Raw genomic sequence first — 25399 nt, 5'->3', positions numbered from 1 at the left:
GCGGCTGCGACATAACCAGCGCGAGACCTTGTTCCCGCCGAGCCTTCCCATGACCACCCACCCCCGGCCGATCCGACATCCGCAGCATTGGGCGACGGCCGCGATGCCGCCGCTGCAGCGCTTCCTGTCGGCCTGCCATGCCGACTTCTGGCCTGACCACGACGGCGCGGTCGCGAACTACATTCCCGAGCTCGGTAAAGCCGACCCGGCGCATTTCGGCATCAGCCTCGCCACGCTCGACGGCCATGTCTATGAGGTCGGCGACAGCCGCGTGCCGTTCACGATTCAATCGATGTCGAAACCGTTCGTGTTCGCGCTGGCGCTCGATACGCTCGGCTCCGACGAGGTCGAACGCGTGATCGGCGTCGAGCCGTCCGGCGATCCCTTCAATTCGATCCGGCTCAATGCCGAGAACCACCCGTTCAATCCGATGGTCAATGCCGGCGCGATCGCCTGCAGCGGCCTGATCCGCAGGGCACGGCACGACGACGCCTTCGAGACCATCCGCGATGCGCTCGGCCGCTTCGCCGGCCGCAAGCTCGATGTCGACGACGCGGTGTTCGCATCGGAAGCCGCCACCGGCGATCGCAACCGCGCGATCGCCTATCTGCTGCGGACTTCCGACGTCATCAGGGAGCCTGTCGACGACGTGCTCGCGGTCTACTTCAGGCAATGCGCCGTGCTCGTCACAGCGCGCGACTGCGCGATCATGGCGGCCACGCTCGCCAATCGTGGCGTCAATCCGGTCACCGGCGAGCAGGTGGTGACGCCCTACGCCGTGTCGCGCACGCTGTCGGTGATGACCTCGTCGGGCATGTATGACTTCGCCGGCGAGTGGATCTACCGCGTCGGCATTCCCGCCAAGAGCGGCGTCGGCGGCGGCATCCTGGCAAGCCTGCCGGCACGGCTCGGGCTCGGCAGCTATTCGCCCAGGCTCGACGGTCACGGCAACAGCGTGCGCGGCATCAAGGTCTGCGAGGCGCTGTCGGCGCATTACGGCCTGCACATGCTGAACCGTTCCGACGATGCGCGCACCACGATCATCGCCGACTACGACATCGGCGCCAATCCGTCGCGACGCAGCCGCCGCGCTCAGGAGCGCAACATCCTCTCCGCCCATCCCGACGCGGTGCGCGTGCTCGAGCTGGTCGGCACGCTGTCTCTTTCCAGCGTCGACTACGTCTCGCGCCAGCTTGCGGCGAGCACGCGACCGCAATTCGTCATCGTCGACCTCCACCGCGTCACCGCGATGACACAAGCAGGCCTGCGCCTGCTCTCCGAGCTGTTTCACGAGCTCGCCGACTTCCACGTCACCGTCGTGCTGTCGGGCATCCGCCGCAGCTCGCCGGAATGGCAGGAGATCGCGGCCCGTACCGGCGACAGCAAGAACGTGCGCGACTTCTACCTGCTCGACACCGCGATCGAATGGGCCGAGGACCAGATCGTCTATCGCTATGGCGGCGCCATCGATTTCCTCGAAACCACCGAGCTCGCCGAGCAGCCGCTGCTCGCGGGGCTCTCCGCGGACGAGCGCCATGAGCTCGCGGCACTGGCGATCATCCGGCACTATCGGCAGGGCGAACGCATCCTCGCGGCCGGCGATGCTGCGGCCTCGCTGTTCTTCCTGCGCTCCGGCGTCGTCCACGTCACCCTGCCCGACGGCATCCGGCTCGCGACGCTGACGGCAGGGCAATGCTTCGGCGAGATGGCACTGCTGGAGCCCGTGCGCTCCGCCGACGTCGTCGCGGATTTCTCGGCCACCGCTTTCGAGATCTCGCTGGTGGATTTCGAACGTTTCCGGGTGCGACATCCGAAAGCCGGCGAGCGGATCATGCGCAATCTGGCGCAGCTGTTGGCCGAGCGTCTGACTGTCGCCAATGCGCGGCTCAATTTGCTCGCGGCAGACTGATCTCAGTGCGTCGAAGTCCGTCATCGAAGTGTCGCACGCGGTCGAAGCAAACAATTACTCAAGGTTGCAATCCACAGTAACTAACGGCTTTCGGTCGATAATTCGCATCACTCGTATTTGTACGGGCTCGCCTAAACGTTACCGGGACTCGGTCGCAGGACAACCATAAGCGAGCCCAATTCACGCCGCATTACCCGACGATGTTCTGAACCGTCGATGAACGCCGAGTGGGGACTCGCGAAGCGAACGTCGAAGTGGGGTGTTCCGAGTAAAATTCCAGCCGACGTAGCGTGTGTATTTGCGCCACGGAAAGTCGTGTCCAGTGTCCAGGGAGGAAACGGCATGAAGGAAGCCACTAAGAGGGCAACGTCGGAGGCACTCGCGCATATGCTGGCGGTGACGTCCATGATCGTCATCGCCAGCGTCCTGTTCTACGGGCGATGAAGGGCTGTCTGGAGGTTCTGCGTCGCAGTTTCTTCATCGCCCGTAGGTAGGAATGTGAGCTTGATTGCTCACGCGAACGACCGAGTAGAGTTGCGTTTGAGTTGGTGAGCGTAGCGTAACAGTTTTGCGTCAATCGCGCGGCGATCCGGGTCGGGACGAATTTGTCATGCGTATCGTCCCGCCTCGGCCGCCTGCGGTCGACCTTTTCAGACGTCGTTCTGTTCCCCATCTTCATTTGACTTTCCCGAAGTACGGCACGATGCCGCCGGCGAAGGTGACGAAGCGGGCCGTGACGAGATCGCCGATCGCAAGTTCGTGGTCGCCATGGGCCATCATGCGAAAGCCCTCGCGCATATCCACCAGCACGATGTTGTAGGGCACATGCGCGCGCGTCTCTGGAGTCGCTGCCCGGCAGACCAATGATGCCGCATAGATGGTGCCTTCGCCCGTCGCCGCGTGATCGGTGAGCGCAAGCGAGCCGCAGGCCGCACAGAAGTCGCGGCGGAAATACTGCAGGTGGGCACAGCACGCGCAGCTCTGAAAGCGAATCGCTGCAACGCCCCTGGTCCAGTCGGCCGATTCGCTCATCGCCCCCGCTCCCAGAACATGCTGACATGCGACGACAGCACGCCGCCATCGCCGTGCAGCAAGGTCAGCGTGGCGTCGCGCACCTGACGGTGACCCGCCCGCTCCGTCATCTGCAGATGTGCCTCGCTGAGATGCGCCATCGCGCCGCCGACGCCGCAATGGCCATAGCTCAAGAGCCCGCCATGGGTGTTGAGAGGCACCGCGCCGTCACGGCTGAAATTCCCGGCCCTGACCCGCGCCGCAGCCTCGCCGCGGCCGGCGAGCCCAAGGTCTTCGAGCAGCATGCACAGCGTGATCGTGAAGCTGTCATAGACCGCGGCGTAGTCGACGTCGGCGATCTCGATGCCTGCGGCCGCCTTGGCCTTTTTGATCGCGATTTCGGCACCGAGCTCGCTCAGGGCCGGCGCCGCCGTGACGTGCTGATGTGTGTGCGCCTGGGCGCAGCCGCGCACGCGCACCGCTGTCGCTCCGGTCGGCTCGCGGCTGATGATGATGGCGGCGCCGCCGTCGGAGACCGGACAGCAGTCGAGCAGCTTCAGCGGCCGCGCCACCGGCTTCGATGCCATGACGTCCGCGATGGTGATCGGCTCATGGAATTGCGCGCCGGGATGATCGAACGCATGCGCCCGCATCAGCACGGCGAATTCGGCGAGGTCCTCCTCGGTGACGCCGTATTCGTGCATGTAGCGCGACGCAACGAGGCCGTAATAGGCGGGGATCGTCGGCCCCAGCGGCAACTCGTAGTCGGGATGGCCGACTTGCGCCAGCGCCTGGATCGAGGCGTCGCGGCTCTGCCCGGTCAGGCGGTTCTCGCCGGCGACCACGAGCATGTGCTTGACCACGCCGGCCTCGACCAGGTGATGCGCGAGCATCACCATCGCGAGCCCGGTGGCGCCGCCGACCTGGACGGCGTGAGCATAGGACGGCGTGAGGCCGAAATGCTCGGCGAACACGGTCGCGAGCATGATGTGCGGCGACACCGTGGAATAGCCACACAGGATGCCGTCGATGTCGCGCCGCCTCAGCCCGGCATCGTCGAGCGCGAGCTGCGCGGCCAGGCTCATGAGATCGAGCGAGGAGCGGCCGTCGTGCCGGCCGAAGGATGTCAGGCCAGTGCCGGTGATATAGGTCATCGCGCCACGCCCTCCGCCGTCATTCCGGGGCATCGCGCAGCGATGAACCCGGAATCTCGAGCTGAGAAACGAATGCGCAAAACAATCTCGAGATTCCGGGTTCGCGACTTCGTCGCGCCCCGGAATGACGGCCACACAACGAATCTTTGCTGGGTACCCCCCTCCCTGCCCCTCCTCCACAAGGGGGGAGGGAATGCAGGCAGCGTTCGTCCCTGACAGCTGAATGGTTCATCATCTCAATACCGGCTCGTCCCACTACGACATCTCAATACGACTTGGGCAGGCCGAGGACCTTCTCGGCGATGAAGGACAAAATCAGTTGCGGGCTGATCGGGGCGATGCGGGGGATCAGGGATTCGCGCAGGTAACGCTCGACGTGATACTCGCGCGCGTAACCGAAGCCGCCATGGGTCATCACCGCCTGCTCGCAGGCGTGGAAGCCGGCCTCTGCCGCGAGATATTTCGCGGCGTTGGCGGCCGGGCCGCACGCCATGCCCTGGTCGTATTGCCAGCCGGCCTGCAGCACCATCAGCCAGGCGGCCTCCAACTCCATCCAGTTCTTTGCCAGGGGATGCTGGATGCCCTGGTTCTGGCCGATCGGGCGATTGAACACGTTGCGCACCTTTGCATAGGCCGACGCGCGCGACAGTGCGAGATGGCCGAGCCCGACAGCCTCCGCGGCAATCAGGATGCGCTCCGGATTCATGCCGTGCAGGATGTAGTCGAAGCCGCGCCCCTCCTCGCCCAGGCGATCCTCGGCCGGAATCTCGAAATCCTCGAAGAACAGCTCATTGGAGTCGACCGGCTTGCGGCCCATCTTCTCGATCTCGTGGACCTTGATCCAATTGCGATCGAAATCCGTGTAGAACAGGCTGAGCCCATGGGTCGGCCGCTTCACCTCCTCTAGCGGCGTCGTGCGCGCCAGCAGCAGGATCTTCTCGGCGACCTGCGCGGTCGATATCCACACCTTCTGGCCGTTGACGATGTAGCGGTCGCCCTTGCGCACGGCGCGGGTCTTGAGCTGGGTGGTGTTGAGGCCGGTGTTGGGCTCGGTCACCGCGAAGCAGGCCTTCTCGCTGCCATCGACGATGCCCGGCAGCATCCGCACACACTGCTCTTTGGTCCCGAACACGACGACCGGATTGAGCCCGAACACGTTCATGTGGATCGCCGAAGCACCGGACATGCCGGCGCCGGATTCGGCGATGGTGCGCATCATGATCGCAGCATCGAGAATGCCGAGGCCGGAGCCGCCATACTCCTCGGGGATGCAGATGCCGAGCCAGCCGGCATCTGCCAGCGCCTTGTGGAAGTCGAAGGGGAAGCCGCCCTCCTTGTCCTTCTTCAGCCAGTAGGCGTCGTCGAAATCAGCGCAGATTTTGGCCACCGCATCACGGATCGATTCCTGGTTGGCGGAGAGCGCGAAATCCATCGTCTCACTCCCTGGCTGGCGCCGGCGTGGTCACGCCGTCGCGGATCATCGCGGCGATCTCCTCGTCCGAAAATCCAAGCTCGTGCAGGATATCAGCGCCATGCTCGTTCGGCCGTGCCGCCAGACGCTGCGGCTCGGCCTTGGTCTCTGACCAGGTCGCCGAGACGCGGGTGCTGCGGATCGGACCTTCGGTCGGATGTTCGACCACGGGAAAGAAATCGGTTGCCACGAGGTGCGGATCGTTCAGCAGGCTTTCGAGGTCGTGCATCGGCATGACCGGCACGTCGGCGGCATCCAGCAGATCGGTCCATTCGGCCGTGGTGCGCGTCTGAAAGATGCGCGCGAGCTCGGCATAGACGAAATCGATGTTGGCGGCACGCCGGGCAAAGCTGTTGAACCGGTCATCGCCCCGCAGGTCGGTGCGGCCGGACGCCGTGAAGAATGCGTCCCATTGCTTGTCGTTGTAGACGATCACGCAGATATGGCCGTCGGTGGTCTTGTAGGGCCGGCGGTCGGGCGACAAATGCCGCGCATAGCCGCCCTTGTCGAGCGGCGGCTCGTAGGTCAGCCCGCCCATGTGGTCGCCCATGATGAAGGCCGACATGGTCTCGAACATCGGCACGTCGAGGCGCTGGCCGCGCCCGGTGCGGCCGCGATGCACGAGGCTGGCGCAGATGGCGCCGACCGCGGTCAGGCCGACGATGCGGTCGACCAGCGCATTGGGTACATAGCGCGGGGTGCCGTCACCGGCGACCGCCATCAGGTGCGACAGCGCCGCCCCACCCTGGATCAGGTCGTCATAGGCGGGCTTGGCCGCATAGGGACCGTCCTGGCCGAAGCCGAACACACCGGCATAGATCAGCCGCGGATTGAGCGCGGAGACGACATCATAGCCAAGGTTCAGCCGCGCCATCGCCTGCGGCCGGATGTTGTAGAGCAGCACGTCGGCATCCTTGACCATGCGCAGCGCGGCCTCGCGGCCGGCCGTCTTCTTGAGGTCGAGGCAGATCACGCGCTTGCTGCGGTTGGTGTTGAGGAACACCGGGCCCATGCCGGGATGGTGCCAGGGGCCGATCTTGCGGGTGACGTCTCCTTCCGGCGATTCCACCTTGATGACATCTGCGCCGTAGTCGCCGAGCGTCTGGGCAGCATACGGCCCCATCAGCACGGTGGTCATGTCGATGACCTTGATGCCCGCAAGCGGTCCCATCGTGGCGTCGGCTCCCTCGATCCTTGTTGTCGCCAGAGCTAACGGCACCTGATGTTCCCTAGCAAGCGGGCCTGCGGGTATGGGGCCATGCGTCTGATCCCCCGCCGCAACATTCCGTGTCGCGGATCACGGACGAGGACCGCTGCGCTGCACCAGATGTTCCCTGCAGCGAGCTGCATTCTAGGATTCCATTTCAACGTTCAAGTGTGTCAGCATGCCGGTCCAACATCCAGAACACACACGAGGGAGAACGCTCTCATGACGCTCTATCAGGGCAAATGCTTCTGCGGCACGGTCGAGATCGAGGCCGACGGCGAGCCGGAGGCAATGGGCTATTGCCATTGTTCGTCGTGCCGGTCCTGGTCGGCCGGCCCGGTCAACGCCTTCACCCTGTGGAAGCCACAGAGCGTGCGGGTGACAAAGGGCGCCGATGCGATCGGCACCTACCACAAGACCGACATGAGCTACCGCAAGTACTGCACCAAGTGTGGCGGACATCTGATGACCGACCACCCGCCGCTCGGCATGATCGACGTCTATGCCGCGACGATTCCGACGCTGAAGTTCACGCCCGGCGTGCACGTCAACTACGCGGAAACGGTGCTGCCCATCAGGGACGGCCTGCCGAAGCTGAAGGATTTCCCGGCCGAGTTCGGCGGCTCCGGCGAGATGATGCCGGAGTAAGGCAAGGTCTGCTTCCAGCAACCACGCGAGCATCAGGGGCCTCGCGACAGGATCTGTCCGAGCTGTGCTGATCGAAGCCGCCCCCTTCGAAACAGAGGGCGCAGGGAAGGCCGGGTGCCGACTGGCACCCGTGGCCCCCGTGCGAAAGAAAGCACGGGGAGAGAACCACAGGTTCAGCCGGACCGACCCGGCCTTCCCTGCGCGATGGTTTTCACGCTTACTTCGCGATCTCCTCGGTGCACCGGCTTTTGGCCACCGTCGCCGTTGGGATCATCATGCCCCTTAGGCTTGGCATCAGCGTCGGGATGCCGGGACCACGCGACTTCACGTCCGCGCCATGCCGTTCGTCCGCGCAGACAAGCTACGCTGCGACACGTCGCGGCCACCGCCTCCCTGCCTCAACGTTCGTGACGATCGCGAAGCGCCCCTCGTGGCGAAGCAGGATGGCGGGAGTGAAACATATTTTCTGTAAAAACGAAACATGAATATTTTTCGCGCGGGGACTGGACAGGGCAAATCAGTCTGAAGGCACAAGCGAAATTCGCCGCTCGACGCAGCCATAGGCCCGAAGCCCGGATGAGCGAAGCGATATCCGGGGTCACACGAGCTGTGCGAATGAACCCGGGTGTCGCTTCGCTCACCCGGGGCTGCGCGTTCTACGCCTGGATCTGCACCCCCTCCGCCGTCCGCTCCGGCGCCAGCTCGGGGGCGGCGTCGGGTGGCCTCGTATCCAATTCCTCGATCATGCCGCGCGCGATCTCGCGCTCGCCCATGATGACCTTGTCGGCGCCCAGCGACTTGAGATGATCGACCTCGGCATCGGAATGCGCCCGCGCCACGATGTGCAGCGCCGGATTGGCGGCGCGCGCCTGCTCGACGATCTGTCCGGCCTCGAACGCCTCGGGGATGGCGATGACGAGCGCGTGCGCCAGGGCCGGATTGGTCGCGCGCAGCACGTTGCTGCGGGCGGCGTTGCCTGTGATGGTCTCGACGCCGGCGCCTTTCAGTTGCTTCGGGATGTCCTCCGACGTCTCCACCACAAGGAACGGATGCCCGCGCTGCTGCAGCGCCTCGCCGACGAGGCGTCCGACGCGGCCATAGCCGACGATGATCGTGTGCTCGGTCAGTTGCGTCACCGGGATCTCGGCCGGCGGTGTTGCGGCCGGCGTCGAGGCATCGGCGCGGCGGCGCTCCAGCCGCGGCAGCAGCCAATCGAGCGCGGCGAACATCAGCGGATTGAGCATGATCGAGATGATGGCACCGGCCAGGATCAGGTCGCGGCCCGCTTTCGGCAGCAGGTTCGAGGCACCGCCGATCTCGGCGAGGATGAAGGAGAACTCGCCGATCTGGGCGAGGCTCGCGGAGATCGTCAGCGCCGTCGACGTGGGATGGCGGAATGCGATCACGATCAGGAACGCGGCAACCGACTTGCCGAACAGGATGATGAACAAGGTGGCGAGCAGCGGCCAGGGCTCGCGGATGACGCTTCCCGGATCGAACAGCATGCCGGCGGAGACGAAGAACAGCACCGCGAAGGCATCGCGCAGCGGCAGCGACTCCTGCGCGGCGCGCTGGCTCAGCGGCGACTCGCCGAGCATCATGCCGGCGAAGAAGGCGCCGAGCGCGAGCGACACGCCGAACAGTTTTGTCGATCCGAAGGCGACGCCGAGCGCGATCGCGAGCACGGCGAGGCGGAACAGCTCGCGCGAGCCGGTGTGGGCGATGTAGTGCAGGATCCACGGGATCAAGCGGCGGCCGACCAGCAGCATCACCGCCATGAACACGCCGATCTTGACGAAGGTCAGCAGCAGCACGCCGGTCAGCCCGAGGCCGAAGCGGGCGGCGAGCGGATCGGCGGCGGCGACGTCGCCATTGCCGTTCTGCAGGCTGGCAAAGGCCGGGATCAGCACCAGCGCCAGCACCATCGCGAGATCCTCGACGATGAGCCAGCCGACCGCGATGCGGCCACGCTCGGTGTCCATCAGCCGGCGCTCCTGCATCGCGCGCAGCAGCACCACGGTGCTGGCGACCGAGAGCGCGAGACCGAACACGAGCCCCCCGCCGATCGACCAGCCCATCGCCCAGCTCAAGGCCATGCCCATCAGGGTCGCCACCGTGATCTGCACGATCGCGCCGGGCACGGCGATGGCGCGCACCGACATCAGGTCCTTGAGCGAGAAATGCAGGCCGACGCCGAACATCAGGAGAATGATGCCGAGCTCGGCCAGTTCGGTCGCCAGCGCCTGGTCGGCGACGAAGCCCGGCGTGAATGGACCGACGGCAACGCCGGCGAGGAGGTAGCCGACCAGCGGCGGGAACCGGAACCGCTGCGCGAGCGCTCCGAAGACGAAGGCCAGTCCAAGGCCGGCGACGATGGTCGCGATGAGGGGTGTGTCGTGCGGCATCTCAACTTGTTGCACAGGAGGCGCAGCGATGCACCGCGACCAATTGTGGCAGAGTTCCGCAACGCGCATGGGGATGGTGCACGGATGGCTGCGGAAATCGGTGGTGAATGGCGTGATCAGTTCCGTATGATCTGCGGCGAGCCATCACGGGGTGCCCTGTCCCAATGCCCGCCGATCTCGTCCAGACCTTTCGCGCCTTCGCCTATAACAATGCATGGGCCAATCACCGGCTGCTGACCGCCTGCGGCCAGCTCAGCGCCGAGGATTTCGCCGCCGAGCGCACGGGCTTTTTCCCGAGCCTGCAGCGGACGCTGAACCACATCTACATCATCGATCTGTTCTACATCGATGCGCTGGAAGGCGGCTGGCTCGGCCCGATGGCGTGGCAGAACGAGGTGCCGTTCCCGCGCCTGGCCGATCTTGCGAAGGCGCAGAGCGCGATGGACCGCCGGCTGATTGCGTTCTGCGAGGCGCTGACACCGGCGCGGCTCGACGACACCGTCCGCATCAACCGCGAGAGCCGGGTGCAGAACGAGCGCTGCGACCGGCTGCTGCTGCACCTGTTCCAGCACGACATCCATCACCGCGGCCAGGCGCATGCCATGCTGTCGAGCACGTCGGTGAAGCCGCCGCAGCTGGATGAGTTCTTTCCGGCGGATGACGCCTCGTTCCGGACGAAGGATTTTGCCGAGCTCGGCTTCAGCGAGGAAAAGGTCTGGAAGCCGTAGCCCGGTTGAGCGCAGCGACATCCGGGGTCACACGAGCTGTCGCGATGGACCCGGATATCGCTGCGCTCATCCGGGCTACCAGAATGGCACCCTGGGGGTGGGCAAAGGCGCTGCCGCGCTCTCTCCACGCATGCGCTCGCAATGGCGCCGTGCCCACCATCCTGCTGATGCGCACGCCGCCCGACGGTGGGCACGCTGCCGCCTTCGGCGGCCGCTTTGCCCACCCTACCGCATCTCGCTCTTGGCCCACATCTCGCGTGGCAGCCGGTACATCACCTGCCGGCGCAGCGGACTGTCCGCCTCGACCCGCGGATGATCGAAATCGGACGCTTCGTCGCGGATCATGCCGAGCTTGCGCATGACGTTCTGCGAGGCGTGATTGGCCGGCGCGGCATAGGCGATGATCTCATCAAGGCCGAGCTCATCGAAGCCGAACGCGAGCGACGCGCGCGCTGCCTCCGTCGCGATCCCCTGCCCCCAGGCCGCGCGCGCCAGCCGCCAGCCGATCTCGACCGCCGGCGTGAACGGCGCGTCGAAGGTGACGCGGAACAGACCGGTGGCGCCGAGGAAAGTGCCGGTGGCGCGGTCTTCGACCACCCAGAAGCCGAAGCCGTGCGCGGCCTGATGGGCGATCTGGAAATCGATCCACCGGTCCGAGTCCTGCCGCGTTGGCAGCGCGCGGAGGAATTGCATCACGGCCGGATCGGCGGACATCGCCGCGAACGGAACCCGGTCCTCGTCGCGCCACTCGCGCAAGGTCAGACGTTCGGTGGAGATGATCATGATAGGCAATCGGACCAGCGAATGACAAAGAGCTTCCGCATCGCGGAAGCTCTCCTGTATCACCGTCATTGCGAGGAGCGCAGCGACGACGCAATCCAGGGCAGCATGCTCGGCCCTGGATTGCGTCGCTTCGCTCGCAATGACGGAGGATGGACCTCGCCTACTTCGCCGGCTCCAGGATCGAGACGTAGTTCGCAACCGCCGCACCGCCCATGTTGAAGATGCCGCCGAGCTTGGCGTTGGGGAGCTGCATGCCCTCGGGCGCCGTGCCGGTGAGCTGCATCGCGGTCATCACGTGCATGGAGACGCCGGTGGCGCCGATCGGGTGGCCCTTGGCCTTGAGGCCGCCGGACGGATTGACCGGCAGCTTGCCGTCCTTGAGCGTCCAGCCTTCCTTGATGGCGCGGGCGCCCTGCCCTTTCGGGGTCAGGCCCATCGCTTCGTACTCGATCAGCTCGGCGACAGTGAAGCAGTCATGGGTCTCGACGAAGGAGAGATCGGACAGCGTGACGCCCGCCTTCTCCAGCGCGCGCTGCCAGGCCACCGTGCAGCCTTCGAAGGCAAGGATGTCGCGCTTGCTCATCGGCAGGAAGTCCTGCGCGTGCGCGGTGGCGCGGACATTGACCGCCTTGGCGAACGACTTCGCGGTCTCGCTGTCGGCCAGCACCAGCGCGGCGGCGCCGTCGGACACCAGCGAGCAATCGGTGCGCTTCAGCGGACCGGCGACATAGGGGTTCTTCTCGCTCTCGGAGCGGCAGAACTCGAAGCCGAAATCCTTGCGCATCTGCGCATAGGGGTTGGCGACGCCGTTCTTGTGGTTCTTGGCCGCGATCAGCGCCAGCGCATCGGACTGGTCGCCGTATTTCTGGAAGTAGCCCTGCGCGATCTTGCCGAACACGCCGGCGAAGCCGCCCACGGTGTCGCCATCCTCCGGCAGGTACGAGGCCTTGAGCAGATTCTTGCCGATCTCCGGCCCGGGCGTGCGGGTCATCTGCTCGACGCCCACGACCAGCACGATTTTCGCGGCGCCGGCAGCGATGGCACGGATGCCCTGGTGCACGGCAGCCGAGCCCGTGGCGCAGGCGTTCTCGACCCGCGTCGCCGGCTTGAAGCGCAGCGCGGGGTCGGCCTGCAGCACCAGCGAGGCGGTGAAGTCCTGCGGCGAGAAGCCGGCGTTGAAATGGCCGAGCACGATCTCGTCGACGTCACCGGCCGAGATGCCGGCATCGGCGATCGCCTCGTTGGCGACCTTGACGACGAGGCTCTCAACGGTCTCGGCGTCGAACTTTCCGAACGGCGTATGCGCCCATCCGACAATGCTGGCGGTCATGATCTCTCTCCCGAATGTCTCCCTCTCCCAAAATGGCGCTTCGCGCCATTCAGGTCCAGGGCCTGGCGTTCTCAGGCCACGAACTTACCACCGAGTTCGTCCTCGATGTGAATCCGGATGATGTCGTCGAAGGTCTTTTCTTCCGTGGTGAAGCCGAGTTCGCGGGCCCGCTTGGCCTCGAAATTCCGCGGCCAGCCGTTGACGATGCCGATGATGAAGGGATCGGGAACCCGCTTGATGCGAGCCGCGACGTTATCGCCAGCGACGCGCCGGAGCGCGGCAATCTGCTCGCCCACCGTCGCCGACAGGCCGGGCATGGTGAGGTTGCGGCGCGGGCCGATCCGCGCGGTGTCCATGGTCGCGGCATGCAGGAGGAAGCCGACAGCGGAGCGCGGCGTCGCGTGCCAGTGCCGGACGTCCTCGGACACCGGCAGCACGGCCTCCTTGCCGGCCAAGGGCTCGCGCAGGATGTTGGAGAAGAAGCCGGAGGCGGCCTTGTTGGGCGCGCCGGGGCGGATGCAGATGGTCGGCAGGCGGATGCCGACGCCGTCGAAGAAGCCGCGGCGGGAATAATCGGCCAGCAGCAGCTCGCCGATCGCCTTCTGGGTGCCGTAGCTGAGCAGCGGCGCATTGACGAACTCGTCGCCGATCGCGTCGGGGAACGGCGCGCCGAACACCGCGATCGACGAGGTGAAGACCAGCCGCGGCTTGTAGCCGTCGCCGATCAGCCTGACCGCGTCGAACAGCATCCGCGTGCCGTCGAGATTGATGCGGTAGCCCTTGTCGAAATCGAGCTCGGCCTCGCCGGAGACGATCGCAGCGAGATGGAAGATCACGTCCGGACGCGCGGCGACCAGCTTCTCGGCAAAACCTGCGACGGCGAAATCGCCGGCGATGGTCTCGACCGCGATGGACGTATCGGGCTTCGCCGGCGCCACGATGTCCTGCAGGGTCATGCGGGTGATGGCGGCCTCGCCGAGGCGGCCGTCGCGAACGAGCCGCTCGACCAGCTTGCGTCCGACCATGCCGGCGGCGCCGAGAACGAGAATATGCAAGGGAGTGCTCCTTCAAAATGTAGGGTGGGCAAAGGCGCATAGCGCCGCACCCACCGCAGCACCGGGTGATGCCGGACGACGGTGGGCACGCTTCGCTTTGCCCACCCTACGAAAACTGGTCGTCATTGCGAGGAGCGAAGCGACGAAGCAATCCAGAGTCTTCTCCATAGCTCTGGATTGCTTCGCTGCGCTCGCAATGACGGAACACGCGAATCTCGCCTACTCCTTCACCGCGCCGGTCATCGCCGACACATAATGCTCGACGAAGAAGGCGTAAAGGATCACCAGCGGCAGTGAGCCGACCAGGGCGCCGGCCATCAGCGATCCCCATTTGTAGATGTCGCCGTCGACGAACTCGTTGACGATCGCGACCGGCACCGTCTTGTTCGGCGTCGACTGCAGGAAGGTCAGGGCATAGATGAACTCGTTCCAGCACAGCGTGAACGAGAAGATGAAGGCCGAGATCAGGCCGGGCACCGCGAGCGGCACCACGATCTTGACCAGGATCTGCCAGCGGCTGGCGCCGTCGATCAGGGCGCACTCCTCGAGCTCGAACGGGATCGTCTTGAAGTAGCCCATCAAGAGCCAGGTCGAGAACGGGATGAGAAGCGTCGGATAGACCAGGATCAAGGACAGCGGCGAGTCGAACAAGCCGTAGGCCTGGATCACCGAGGCCAGCGGGATGAACAGGATCGACGGCGGCACCAGATAGGCGAAGAAGATCAGCACGCCGACGGTGTCGGCGCCCTTGAAGCGCAACCGAACGATCGCGTAGGCCGCGAGCACGGAGGCGAAGATCGACAGCGTGGTCGCGCCGACCGCGACGTACATCGTGTTCCAGAGCCAGCGCGGATACTGCGTCTCGAACAGCAGCTTGGAGATGTGCTTGAAGGTCGGATGCACCACCCAGAACGGATTGTACTTCTCCATGTCGATCAGTTGCTCGTCGGGTTTGATCGACGTCAGCCCCATCCAGTAGAACGGGAACAGCAGCACCACGAGGATGATGAACAGCGGCAGATACAGCGTGATCAGCCGGCGCGGCAGCGATTCGAGGTAGCTCATGCCCTCGGATTCGTCGGAGCCGGCCGTGGTGGGCGCCTTGGCGTGCAGCGTGGTGTCGGTCATTGGTCGGATCCTTGCTGCCATTTGCGCCGTTGCATGCCGAACCAGGAGATCGCGATCGCCGCCATCAGGAACGGGATCATGGCGGTCGCGATCGCGGCGCCCTCGCCGAGCCGTCCGGAGATGATGCCGCGCTGATAGCTTAGCGTCGCCATCAGGTGGGTGGCGTTGACGGGGCCGCCACGGGTGAGTGCCCAGATCAGCTGGAAGTCGGTAAAGGTGAACAGCACCGAGAAGGTCATGACGACTGCGATGATCGGCGTCAGCAGCGGATAGGTGATGAAGCGGAAGCGCTGCCAACTGGTGGCGCCGTCGAGCGTGGCGGCCTCATAGAGCGAGGGTGACACGGTCTGCAGGCCGGCCAGCAAGGTGATGGCGACGAACGGCACGCCGCGCCAGATGTTGGCGATGATGACGGAGGCACGCGCCCAGTTGGTGTCACCGAGAAAGTTGATGTTCTGAGTGATGACCCCGAGCTTGATCAGCGACCAGGAGATGATCGAGAACTGCGAATCGTAGATCCACCAGAACGCGATCGCCGACAGCACGGTCGGCACGATGAAGGGGATCAACACGATGGCGCGGATCATGGCCTTGAACGGCATGTGCCGGTTCAGCAGCAGCGCGAGATACAGGCCGATCGCGAATTTGATGGCGCTTGCCACGATCGTGTAGAGCAGCGTGTTGAACACCGACAGCCAGAAGATCGAGTCGTCCCACAGCCATTCATAGTTCTCGACCCCGACGAAGACGCCGGTGCGGCCGATCTTCTCGTCGGTGAAGCTCATCCAGACGCCGAGCCCCAGCGGATAGGCCAGGAACAGGATCAGGAAAGCCGCCGCGGGCAGCATGAACCACAGCGCGATGACATTGCGGTTGGTCTTGATGCGCACCCATGCCGAGGGCTCGCCGACGGCGGCGCCTCGCGGCAACGAGGTCTGAATGGTACTCATGGGTCGAGCAGCTCCCTTCGAACCGTAGGGTGGGCAAAGCGTAGCGTGCCCACCGGCGTTCGGGACGGATAGAAAAGTCGTTCCGTCATTGCGAGCGAAGCGAAGCAATCCAGGGCCGAGCAAAGAAACTGGATTGCTTCGTCGCCTTCGGCTCCTCGCAATGACGACAGTCAGCAACCCGTATGGTGGGCACGGCGCGCGATAGATCGCGATCTCTCGATTCGATCTCGGCGCGCCTTTGCCCACCCTACAAGGTCGGCGATCCTCCTCAGCGGAAGATGCGCTTGGCGGAGCGCTCGGCGCTCGCCATCGCCGTCTTCACGTCCTCGCGGCCCGTGCAGTAGTTCGCGAACATGTCGACCAGGACGAAGTCGGCGATCGCGGCCGCAGCCGCCTCGCCGAGCTTGCCGAGGCCGGCCGGCGTGGTCGCGGTCGCCGCGACCTCACGATACGGCGTGTTCTTCGGATCGACCGTCCAGATCGGGTTGGCGTCGTAGCCTTTGAGGAAGTGCGACAGATAGCCCTGCGCCGCCTCGATCCACGGATTGAACTGCTCCGGCTCCAGCAGGAAGGCGGTGAACGCCTTGCAGGTCTGCGGGTACTTGGAGAAGTTGAACACCAGGATCGGGAAGCCCAAATGCATCTCGCGGGTCTTGCCGTCGAGGCCGGGCGGCAGATGCGCGTGGTTCATGTCCTCGGCGATCTGCGGCGCCTCCTTCTTGGCGGTGACATAGATCGAGATGCCGTTGACGGTCGCGTAGAGCTGGCCGGCGAGGAACGCCTTGTTGTTGGACGAGTCGTTCCACGACGCGGTGCCCGGCACGAAATTGTCGTACAGGCCCTTGACGTATTCGAGCGCCTTGGCGGTCTCAGGCGAGTTGATGACGACCTTGTTGTCCTTGTCGATCAGATTGCCGCCATGCGCCCATAGCGCCCAGTGCACCCAGCCATTGGCGTCGCCCGAGGCGTGGCCGAGCGCCATGCCGCCCGGGGTGCCGTTCTTGTTCATCGCCTTGAAGAACTCGGACAGGCCGGCGAGATCCTTCGGGAACTGCTTGAAGCCGGCCTTCTCGGCCGCCGAGATGCGGTAGTTGACGAGGCCGCCGGTGGCGGCCACCGGGATGCCGATCCACTTGCCGTCGAGCATGCCATAGGCCTTGCCCGAGTCGGTCCAGCCGCCGCACTTCTTGCCGAGGTAGTCGGCGACGTCGGTCATGTCGACGCACTTGTTGGAGAACAGGAAGGGCAGCGTGTAGAGGCCCCACACCATGTCGAGCCCCTGCCCCGTATTGGCCGCGACCGAGGCCTTGGGCTGGACGTCGTCATAGGATTCGTTGGAGACGTTGATGGTGACGTTGTTGGCCTTCTGGAAGGCGTCGACGATCTTCATGAAGGCCACGTCCTCGGCCTCGACGAAGCGCTTCCAGCGCATCATGTTGATCTTGGCGCCGGGCTCCGGCTTGAAGGGCGAGGTCTGCGCCCAGGCCTTGGCGTAGCCGAGCAGGTCCTCGGCCGACATGGTCGCGGCAGCCGCCAGCAAGGTCGCGCCGCCCTTGAGCAGAGACCGTCGATCGGTGGGGAAATGAGCCATCTGAAGTTTTCTCCCGTTGAGTATTTTGCTTGTTTTGCTTGTTGTCAGTTCCGCGCCGTGCGGCTGGTCAAATTCTCCGGCCGCTGTCCTTGTCGAACAGATGCGCCGCCGACGCGCGCGGACGCAAATGGATCTTCGCCCCAGGATTGACCTCGTGGCGATCGCGGAACACCGCGATGATGTCCTGGGTGCCGATGCGGGCGACGATCTGCGTCTCCGAGCCGGTCGGCTCGACCACGACCACTTCGGCCTCGATGCCGTCATCGGCGAGTTCGAGATGCTCGGGCCTGACGCCGTAGACGACGGGGCGGCCGTCGGAGGCAGCCGGCGCGGTGAGGATCGGCAGCCTGGCGCCGTTCTCGGTCTCGACATAGACCGAGCCGTTGGATTTGAGGTGGCCGTTGAGGAAGTTCATCGCCGGCGAGCCGATGAAGCCGGCCACGAACTGGTTGTCCGGCTTGTCGTAGAGATCGAGCGGCGAGCCCATCTGCTCGACGATACCGTCGTGCATCACGACGATCTTGTCGGCCATCGTCATGGCCTCGATCTGGTCGTGCGTCACGTAAACGGTGGTGGTCTTGAGCCGCTGATGCAGCTCCTTGATCTCGGTGCGCATCGCGACGCGCAGCTTGGCATCGAGGTTCGACAACGGCTCGTCGAACAGGAACACCTGCGGATCGCGCACGATGGCGCGGCCCATCGCGACGCGCTGGCGCTGGCCACCGGAGAGCTGGCGCGGATAGCGGTCGAGCAGCGGCGTCAGCGCCAGGATCTCGGCGGCGCGCGCGACGCCCTTCTTGATGTCCTCGGGCCGTGCGCCGCGCAGCTTCAGCGAGAAGCCCATGTTGTCGGCGACCGTCATATGCGGATAGAGCGCGTAGTTCTGGAACACCATCGCGATGTCGCGCTCTTTCGGCTGCACGTTGTTGACGACGCGCTCTCCGATCGAGATGGTTCCGGCGGTGATGTTCTCGAGCCCTGCGAGCATGCGCAGCAGCGTCGACTTGCCGCAGCCGGACGGCCCGACCAGCACGACGAACTCGCCATCCTCGATCGGAATCGTCACGCCGTGCAGCACCTCGAATCCGCCGAATGATTTGCGCACGTCGCGAATTTGCACCGACGACATCAATTTCCTCCTCAAAGACCGACAGCATTGGCTGCTTGCCGGCGGCATTCTGACCGTTGTTCTCGGCCGTTTGATCAGGCCGCTTGTCGTTTTGTAGTCTTGGTCGTGCAGTCTTGTTTTTGGCAGTCTTGTTTTTGGTGGTCTTGTTGTTGGCTCTGGTCGCTCCGACTGGATCTGAAACAAGGACCAGCTCGGCTGACATTGTCCGCAGTTCAGTTCGCTTCCGCAATGCCTCGCTTAGCAACCGCGTGATAGCGCTGTCAATATCGCTTGTGTACCAGACCGCCTATGCTATGAGCGAGGCATGGGACGGAAACGCATCGAGCCGGGCAAAGTCCGGCTGACCGAAGTTGCGGCACTGGCGGGCGTCAGCCCGATCACGGTGTCACGCTTCTTCCGTAATCCCGCCACGGTCTCGGCCGGCCGCCGCACGCGGATCGAGAGTGCCGCCAAGGAGCTCGGCTATGTGCCGAACCTCGCCGCCCGCGCGCTCGCTTCGCAGCGCACCGAAGTGATCGGCGTGCTGATACCGTCCCTCACCAACAACGTGTTCTCCGACGTGCTGCGCGGCATCTATGACGCGTTCGAGGGTAGCCGCTACAGCATCCAGCTCGCCAACACCCGCTACAGCGTGCTGCAAGAGGAACGCCTGTTGCGGCTGTTCCTGATGCAGAAGCCGGCCGGCTTGATCGTGACCGGTCTCGACCAGACGGCGGAGAGCCGGTCGATCATCCAGGCAGCGGACTGTCCCGTCGTGCAGATCATGGAGCTCGGCGCCGACCCGATCGACATGATGATCGGATTTTCGCACGTCGATGCCTGTTTTGCAGCCATTTCACACCTTCTCGCGCAGGGCTGCCGCCGCATCGGCTTCATCGGCGCCCGCATGGACCCAAGGGTGCAGCGCAGGCTGCAGGGCTATCAGAACGCGATGAAGGAGGCCGGCTTGTTCGACCCGCGTCTCATCGTCACGGCGCCTGTTCCGACCTCGACCACAATGGGTGGCAGCCTGTTCTCCGATCTGCTGATGAAGGCGCCGGATCTCGACGCGGTGTTCTGCGCCAATGACGATCTCGCCCTCGGCGTGCTGTTCGAATGCCAGCGCCGGCACATCGCGGTGCCCGAGCAGGTCGCGATCGTCGGCTTCAACGACATGGAATTCATGGCCGCGGCGGTTCCGACGCTCACCAGCGTGCGCACCAATCGCTACGAGATGGGCCGGCGCGCGGCGACGATGATCATGGACGCCGTCGAAGGGCGTCCCGTGGCGGAGCGCGTCGTCGATCTCGGCTTCGAGGTGATCGAACGGCAGAGCTCGACCTTGCAGCGCGCCGCCGCAAGTCCGCAGCCCGCGTCGGGGCGCGCTTCCGGAACAAAATGGTAGCGCAACCAAAGACCATGAACTAGAACCACTCGAACCAACAACGACTTGAACGAAAGACGTAGGCGATCTTCGACAGCGGGCCGACGGCGCGCAGACGACGGACCGGCCTCGCCACGTTTGCACTGCGGGAGAAGACACATGACGAAGTCGAACGGGCATGCCGGCAACGGCGCTGACAAGAGCCGCAAGCTGCGCTCGCAGGCGTGGTTCAACGATCCGCACAATCCGGGCATGACCGCGCTCTATCTCGAGCGCTATCTGAATTACGGCCTGACCCGCGCCGAGCTGCAGTCGGGCAAGCCGATCATCGGCATTGCCCAGACCGGCAACGATCTCTCGCCCTGCAATCGCCATCACATCGAGCTGGCGCACCGCGTCCGCGAGGGCATCCGCGCCGCCGGCGGCATCGCGATGGAATTTCCGACCCATCCGATCCAGGAGACCGGCAAGCGCCCGACGGCCGCGCTCGACCGCAACCTCGCTTATCTCGGCCTGGTCGAAATCCTGTTCGGCTATCCGCTCGACGGCGTGGTGCTGACGACCGGCTGCGACAAGACGACGCCGGCCTGCCTGATGGCCGCGGCGACCGTGAACATCCCCGCCATCGTGCTCTCGGGCGGCCCGATGCTGAACGGCTGGCACGAGGGTCAGCGCACCGGCTCCGGCACCGTGGTGTGGAAGTCGCGCGAGCGGCTCGCCGCCGGCGAGATCGGCTATGAGGAGTTCATGGAGATCGTCGCCTCCTCGGCGCCGTCGGTTGGCCATTGCAACACCATGGGCACGGCATCGACGATGAATGCGCTGGCCGAGGCGCTCGGCATGTCCCTGCCCGGCTGCGCCGCGATCCCAGCGCCCTATCGCGAGCGCGGCCAGATCGCCTACGAGACGGGAACACGCATCGTCGACATGGTGTGGGAGGACCTCAAGCCCTCTGACATTCTCACCCGCAAGGCGTTCGAGAACTGCATCGTCGCCAACTCCGCGATCGGCGGCTCGACCAACGCGCCGATCCACATCAACGCGCTGGCGCGCCATGTCGGCGTCGAGCTCGACATCGACGACTGGCAGACGTTCGGCCATGACGTGCCGCTGCTCGTCAACATGCAGCCGGCCGGCTTCTATCTCGGCGAGGAATTCCATCGCGCCGGCGGCGTGCCGGCCGTGATCGGCGAGTTGATGCGCCACAAGCGCATCCACGAGGACGTCATCACCGTCAACGGCCGCAGCATGGGTGAGAATTGCCGCGAGGCGCCGAAGCCCGACGGCGACGTGATCTGGTCCTACGACAAGCCGCTGGTGAAGGACGCCGGCTTCCTGGTGCTGCGCGGCAACCTGTTCGATTCCGCGATCATGAAGACCAGCGTGATCTCCAAGGAATTCCGCGACCGCTATCTCGTCAACCCGAAGGACCCCAACGCGTTCGAGGGCCGCGCCATCGTGTTCGAGGGTCCGGAGGACTATCACGACCGCATCGACGATGCGTCGCTTGCGATCGACGAGCACTGCGTGCTGTTCATCCGCGGCGCCGGGCCGATCGGCTATCCCGGCGGCGCCGAGGTGGTCAACATGCAGCCGCCGGCGGCGCTGATCAAACGTGGCATCCTGTCCCTGCCCTGCATCGGCGACGGCCGGCAGTCGGGCACCTCGGGGTCGCCTTCGATCCTCAATGCGTCGCCGGAGGCCGCCGCCGATGGCGGGCTCGCAATCCTCAAGACCGGCGACCGCGTGCGCATCGACCTCAACAAGGGCTCGGCCAACATCCTGATCTCGGACGAGGAGCTCGCGAAGCGGCGCGCCGAGCTGAAGGCCAAGGGCGGCTTCCCGCACCCCGCCAACCAGACGCCGTGGCAGGAGCTCTATCGCAACACGGTGGGCCAGCAGTCCACCGGCGCCTGCATGGAGCTTGCCACGCGCTATCACAACATCGCCGGCACCGTCGGTGTGGCGCGGCATAATCACTAATCACAACGCACAAAGCCAACCCCTGTCATTGCGAGGAGCGAAGCGACGAAGCAATCCGGAGTCCTCGTTCGGCCCCTGGATCGCTTCGCTGCGCTCGCGATGACGGAAGACATCAAATCGCATCTCCAGGGAGACCCCATGTCCGACCGTCTCAAGGGCAAGCGCGCCTTCGTCACTGCCGCCGCTGCCGGCATCGGCCGCGCCTGTGCCATTGCCTTCGCGCGTCAAGGCGCCACCGTATTCGCCACCGACATCGATGAGAACGGCCTGAACATGCTGAAGAGCGAAGGCATTGCCGAGGTCGCGACGCTCGACGTGCGCAACACCGCGGCCGTGAACGCGATGGCCGAGCGGGTCGGCAAGGTCGAGATCCTGCTCAACGCCGCCGGCTTCGTGCATAACGGCACCATCCTCGACTGCTCCGACGACGACTGGGATTTCTCGTTCGATCTGAACGTCAAGTCGATGCATCGCACCATCCGCGCCTTCCTGCCGAAGATGCTCGATCAGGGCGGCGGCGCCATCGTCAACATCGCCTCCGCCGCGGGCGTGTTCAAGGCGGCGCCGAACCGCTACGTCTACGGTGCGACCAAGGCGGCCGTGGCGGCGCTGACGCGCTCGGTCGCCGCCGATTTCGTGGGCAAGCGCATCCGCTGCAACTGCATCTGCCCGGGCACGATCGAAACGCCCTCGATGCTGGGACGCGCGGCCTCGGCCGGCCCGAACGGGCTGGAGATGTTCATCTCGCGCCAGCCGATGGGCCGGCTCGGCACGGCGGAGGAGATCGCCCATCTCGCGGTCTATCTCGCCAGCGACGAGAGCGCGTTCACGACCGGCGTCGCGCATACCATCGACGGCGGCTGGACGCTGTAGTTCTGCTCCGTCATTCCGGGGCAGCCCGCAGGGCTGAACCCGGAATCTTGAGATTCCGGGTTCGCGCTGCGCGCGCCCCGGAATGACGACAACAAAGATCGACCGGGGAAACATCATGAACCACATCGACCTTACCAACCGCTGCGCCGTGGTCACCGGCGGCGCGCAGGGCTTCGGCCGCGCCATCACCGAGCGCTTCAAGGCGTCGGGCGCGAAGGTCGCGATCTGGGATCACGACATCGCGCTGGCGGAGAAGACCGCGCAGGCGATCGGTTCGGAGGTGCTGGCGCTGCAGGTCGACGTCACCGACACCAAAGCGGTCGAAGGCGCCCGTGACGCGACGCTGGCCGCGTTGGGCGGCATCGACATCCTGGTCAACAATGCCGGCATCGCCGGCATCAACAAGACGGTGTGGGAGACCGATCTCGAGGAGTGGCGCAAGGTGCTGCGCATCAATCTCGACGGTCCCTTCATCTGCGCCAAGGCGATCGTGCCGGTGATGCTGAAGCAGGGCTATGGCCGCATCGTCAACATCGCCTCGATCGCCGGCAAGGAGGGCAACCCGAACGCTGCGCACTACTCGGCGTCCAAAGCCGGCCTGATCGCGCTGACCAAGTCGCTCGGCAAAGAGCTGGCGCAGCACAACATCACGGTCAACGCGGTGACGCCCGCCGCGGCGAAGACCGCCATCTTCGACCAGATGACGGAAGCGCACATCAATTTCATGCTGTCGAAGATCCCGAAGGGCCGCTTCGTGCTGGTCGAGGAGCTGGCCGCGCTGGTGTCGTGGCTCGCCTCGGAAGAATGCTCGTTCTCGACAGGCGCCGTATTCGACATTTCCGGCGGCCGCGCAACTTATTAGTTTGGTTAGTTTGGTACGTCCCATGTGTAGGGTGGGCAAAGGCGCCGTCGCAGACGGCGACGTGCCCACCATCGGCTTTCGCCCATCAGGACGGTGGGCACAGCGCGCCGGAGATATTGCGAGAACACAGGCATGACTGCCTCGCGCCTTTGCCCACCCTACACGTCTCGCTGACGACACGATTTCTGACCCATGGAGCTTGCCTGATGACCCACCACGGCGGCTGCTTCTGCGGCGCGGTGCGCTTCCAATGCACCGGCGAGCCGATCAACGTGCGCGTCTGCCACTGCCGCAACTGCCAGCGGGCGACGGGCGCGCCGTTCTTCGCCCGCGCGCTGTTCGCGCACGACGCGCTGACGATCACCGGCGAAACCGCGCGCTTCCCCTCCTCCGACGCGCTCGACCGCATGTTCTGCCCGCGCTGCGGCGTCAGGCTGTTCTCATGGCGCAACACGCGCGCGGTGGTCGGCGTGGCCCTGGCCTGCTTCGACGACCGCAACGCCTTTGCCCCGACCGAGCACATCTGGGTCTCTGAAAAGATGGATTGGGTGCAACTCAACGACGGCCTGCCGCAATTTCCGGAGAATCCCGCGTAGCATCGGGGAACCATCGTGCCTATGTAGGGCCGTAACGCGTCCGGAACCCCGATCCTTGAACATCTCCCTCTACGGCATCTCCGTCTGGATCCTGCCGATCATCATCGCCATCACCTTTCATGAGGCCGCTCACGCCTTCGTCGCCTGGCGCTTCGGCGACGACACGGCGTTGCGACTCGGTCGCGTCAGCTTCAACCCGCTCAAGCACATCGATCCGTTCGGCACGATCCTGCTGCCGGGCATGCTGCTGCTGTCCGGCTCGCCGTTCCTGTTCGGCTACGCCAAGCCGGTGCCGGTCGATTTTCGCAATCTGCAGCCGCTGCGGGCCGGCATGGTGATGGTGGCGCTCGCGGGCCCGGCGACCAACATCGCGCTGGCGCTTGCGGCCGCCCTGGCCTTTCACCTCATGCCGTTCGTGCCGGCCGGGGGCGCGCAGTGGGTTGCCCACAACCTGCTGAATGCCTTCTCGTTCAACATCCTGCTCGCCGTGTTCAACATGCTCCCGATACCGCCGCTGGACGGCGGCCGGGTCGCGGTCGGCCTGCTGCCGTCGGTGCTGGCGCGGCCTCTTGCCCGGCTCGAGCCCTATGGCATGCTGATTCTGATCGGATTTTTGATCCTTCTGCCGCTGGCGGGTTCCCAGTTCGGTCTCAATCTTGATCTTGTGTCGGGGCTGCTCCGCGCCACGACCGATTCTCTGAAGCAGCTGCTTCTGTTATTGACGGGTAACGTCTAAATCTACCCGTCAGGGATGGTAACGAACGAGCCCCGAGGCACTCTTGGTCAAAGCCGCCGACATGATGATCGCACGCCGCGCCGACACCCGCGCCCGTGCCGATTTCGCGACCTGGAAGATGATCGCCAAACTGAACGGCGCCTCCGGCCTGCCGCCGGCGGCGCAGGACTTTCTGGCAAGCTACAAGACCCGCCTCGGCGACATGTCGGAGGACGAGGCCACCGAGGCCACCATCCGCGAGATGTACAAGGCCTATTATGCCGAGATGGGCGGTGGCGGCGCCCCGCCCGAAGTCAAGCCGGTCGCCGCCGAGCCGGTGACCGACAACGTCACCGCCTTCCGCAAGCTGCCGCCGAAGCCGAAGGCCGCGCAGAGCGGAACGACCGCTCCGCGCAAGCTGCCGGTCGCGCTGATCTTCGCCGCGCTCTGCGCGGTCTATGTCGGAGTCAGGCTGTATTGGCAGTGAGGTCAGCCGAACCCTACCCGC

General features: G+C 65.1%; 22 protein-coding genes. 10 read left to right on the top strand and 12 right to left on the bottom strand.

All coding sequences use genetic code 11. From position 1 onward, the window contains the following. Window positions 1-49: 49 nt before the first annotated feature. Entirely contained in the window at window positions 50-1909 is a 1860-nt protein-coding gene (glsA, locus tag QX039_RS01215; RefSeq protein WP_315770919.1) for a glutaminase A, read from the top strand. A gap of 675 nt (window positions 1910-2584) precedes the next feature. On the opposite strand, the gene QX039_RS01210 is transcribed toward glsA, so the two are convergent. The 4 genes from QX039_RS01210 to QX039_RS01195 all read right to left on the bottom strand — a co-directional run bounded on the left by QX039_RS01210 (window position 2585) and on the right by QX039_RS01195 (window position 6716). Further along, window positions 2585-2941, bottom strand: coding sequence for an OB-fold domain-containing protein (locus QX039_RS01210; protein WP_315770918.1), 357 nt, complete (start codon window positions 2939-2941; stop codon window positions 2585-2587). Then, window positions 2938-4074 carry a thiolase family protein gene (locus QX039_RS01205; RefSeq protein ID WP_315770917.1) on the bottom strand — a complete coding sequence of 379 codons (1137 nt, stop codon included), beginning with the start codon at window positions 4072-4074 and terminating at the stop codon, window positions 2938-2940. The genes QX039_RS01210 and QX039_RS01205 overlap by 4 nt, the downstream gene beginning before the upstream one ends. A 265-nt stretch (window positions 4075-4339) precedes the next feature. Next, complete coding sequence (locus QX039_RS01200) at window positions 4340-5506, bottom strand: acyl-CoA dehydrogenase family protein (RefSeq protein ID WP_315770916.1); 1167 nt, start codon at window positions 5504-5506, stop codon at window positions 4340-4342. 4 nt (window positions 5507-5510) lie between these two features. Further along, complete coding sequence (locus QX039_RS01195; RefSeq protein ID WP_315770915.1) at window positions 5511-6716, bottom strand: CoA transferase; 1206 nt, start codon at window positions 6714-6716, stop codon at window positions 5511-5513. Between the two features lie 258 nt (window positions 6717-6974). Between QX039_RS01195 and QX039_RS01190 the strand changes: the two genes are divergently transcribed. Further along, window positions 6975-7400 (top strand): GFA family protein, encoded by a 426-nt coding sequence (locus QX039_RS01190; protein ID WP_315739144.1) that lies wholly within the window; start codon window positions 6975-6977, stop codon window positions 7398-7400. 656 nt (window positions 7401-8056) lie between these two features. On the opposite strand, the gene ybaL is transcribed toward QX039_RS01190, so the two are convergent. Continuing rightward, a complete protein-coding gene (ybaL, locus tag QX039_RS01185; RefSeq protein WP_315770913.1) occupies window positions 8057-9805 on the bottom strand; it encodes a YbaL family putative K(+) efflux transporter in 1749 nt (582 codons plus the stop codon). A gap of 164 nt (window positions 9806-9969) precedes the next feature. On the opposite strand from ybaL, the gene QX039_RS01180 reads away from it, so the two are divergent. Then, window positions 9970-10533: a DinB family protein gene (locus QX039_RS01180; protein ID WP_315770911.1), complete on the top strand. Its 564-nt coding sequence runs from the start codon at window positions 9970-9972 to the stop codon at window positions 10531-10533. 225 nt (window positions 10534-10758) lie between these two features. On the opposite strand, the gene QX039_RS01175 is transcribed toward QX039_RS01180, so the two are convergent. The 7 genes from QX039_RS01175 to QX039_RS01145 all read right to left on the bottom strand — a co-directional run bounded on the left by QX039_RS01175 (window position 10759) and on the right by QX039_RS01145 (window position 18499). Next, a complete protein-coding gene (locus tag QX039_RS01175; protein WP_315770909.1) occupies window positions 10759-11316 on the bottom strand; it encodes a GNAT family N-acetyltransferase in 558 nt (185 codons plus the stop codon). 160 nt (window positions 11317-11476) lie between these two features. Beyond that, the gene (locus QX039_RS01170) at window positions 11477-12646 is read right to left on the bottom strand and encodes an acetyl-CoA acetyltransferase (RefSeq protein WP_315770907.1); all 1170 of its coding nucleotides are present in this window, start codon (window positions 12644-12646) and stop codon (window positions 11477-11479) included. Between the two features lie 71 nt (window positions 12647-12717). Further along, window positions 12718-13701, bottom strand: a complete 984-nt coding sequence (gene denD / locus QX039_RS01165; protein WP_315739709.1) for a D-erythronate dehydrogenase — start codon at window positions 13699-13701, stop codon at window positions 12718-12720. Between the two features lie 219 nt (window positions 13702-13920). Beyond that, window positions 13921-14829 carry a carbohydrate ABC transporter permease gene (locus QX039_RS01160; RefSeq protein ID WP_315739708.1) on the bottom strand — a complete coding sequence of 303 codons (909 nt, stop codon included), beginning with the start codon at window positions 14827-14829 and terminating at the stop codon, window positions 13921-13923. Next, window positions 14826-15779, bottom strand: coding sequence for a sugar ABC transporter permease (locus tag QX039_RS01155; RefSeq protein ID WP_315739707.1), 954 nt, complete (start codon window positions 15777-15779; stop codon window positions 14826-14828). The genes QX039_RS01160 and QX039_RS01155 overlap by 4 nt, the downstream gene beginning before the upstream one ends. 268 nt (window positions 15780-16047) lie before the next feature. Then, window positions 16048-17370 carry an ABC transporter substrate-binding protein gene (locus QX039_RS01150; protein ID WP_315739706.1) on the bottom strand — a complete coding sequence of 441 codons (1323 nt, stop codon included), beginning with the start codon at window positions 17368-17370 and terminating at the stop codon, window positions 16048-16050. Between the two features lie 67 nt (window positions 17371-17437). Then, complete coding sequence (locus QX039_RS01145; protein WP_315739705.1) at window positions 17438-18499, bottom strand: sn-glycerol-3-phosphate ABC transporter ATP-binding protein UgpC; 1062 nt, start codon at window positions 18497-18499, stop codon at window positions 17438-17440. A 304-nt stretch (window positions 18500-18803) separates the two neighbouring features. Between QX039_RS01145 and QX039_RS01140 the strand changes: the two genes are divergently transcribed. The 7 genes from QX039_RS01140 to QX039_RS01110 all read left to right on the top strand — a co-directional run bounded on the left by QX039_RS01140 (window position 18804) and on the right by QX039_RS01110 (window position 25378). Beyond that, complete coding sequence (locus tag QX039_RS01140; RefSeq protein ID WP_315739704.1) at window positions 18804-19883, top strand: LacI family DNA-binding transcriptional regulator; 1080 nt, start codon at window positions 18804-18806, stop codon at window positions 19881-19883. A gap of 138 nt (window positions 19884-20021) precedes the next feature. Beyond that, a complete protein-coding gene (locus QX039_RS01135; RefSeq protein WP_315739703.1) occupies window positions 20022-21845 on the top strand; it encodes an IlvD/Edd family dehydratase in 1824 nt (607 codons plus the stop codon). Window positions 21846-21983: 138 nt separating this feature from the next. Continuing rightward, window positions 21984-22718 carry an SDR family oxidoreductase gene (locus QX039_RS01130; RefSeq protein WP_315739702.1) on the top strand — a complete coding sequence of 245 codons (735 nt, stop codon included), beginning with the start codon at window positions 21984-21986 and terminating at the stop codon, window positions 22716-22718. Window positions 22719-22833: 115 nt separating this feature from the next. After that, window positions 22834-23580, top strand: coding sequence for an SDR family NAD(P)-dependent oxidoreductase (locus tag QX039_RS01125; protein WP_315739701.1), 747 nt, complete (start codon window positions 22834-22836; stop codon window positions 23578-23580). 206 nt (window positions 23581-23786) lie between these two features. After that, window positions 23787-24176 (top strand): GFA family protein, encoded by a 390-nt coding sequence (locus QX039_RS01120; RefSeq protein WP_315739700.1) that lies wholly within the window; start codon window positions 23787-23789, stop codon window positions 24174-24176. Window positions 24177-24231: 55 nt separating this feature from the next. Continuing rightward, complete coding sequence (locus QX039_RS01115; RefSeq protein WP_315739699.1) at window positions 24232-24912, top strand: site-2 protease family protein; 681 nt, start codon at window positions 24232-24234, stop codon at window positions 24910-24912. Between the two features lie 61 nt (window positions 24913-24973). Further along, window positions 24974-25378 carry a hypothetical protein gene (locus tag QX039_RS01110; RefSeq protein WP_315739726.1) on the top strand — a complete coding sequence of 135 codons (405 nt, stop codon included), beginning with the start codon at window positions 24974-24976 and terminating at the stop codon, window positions 25376-25378. The last annotated feature ends 21 nt before the right edge of the window (window positions 25379-25399 follow it).

This window comes from Bradyrhizobium sp. SZCCHNR1043 (assembly GCF_032489675.1).
Lineage (GTDB): Bacteria > Pseudomonadota > Alphaproteobacteria > Rhizobiales > Xanthobacteraceae > Bradyrhizobium.
Note: the sequence above shows the minus strand (reverse complement) of the source record. Positions and strands in the feature narration are given on the sequence as shown.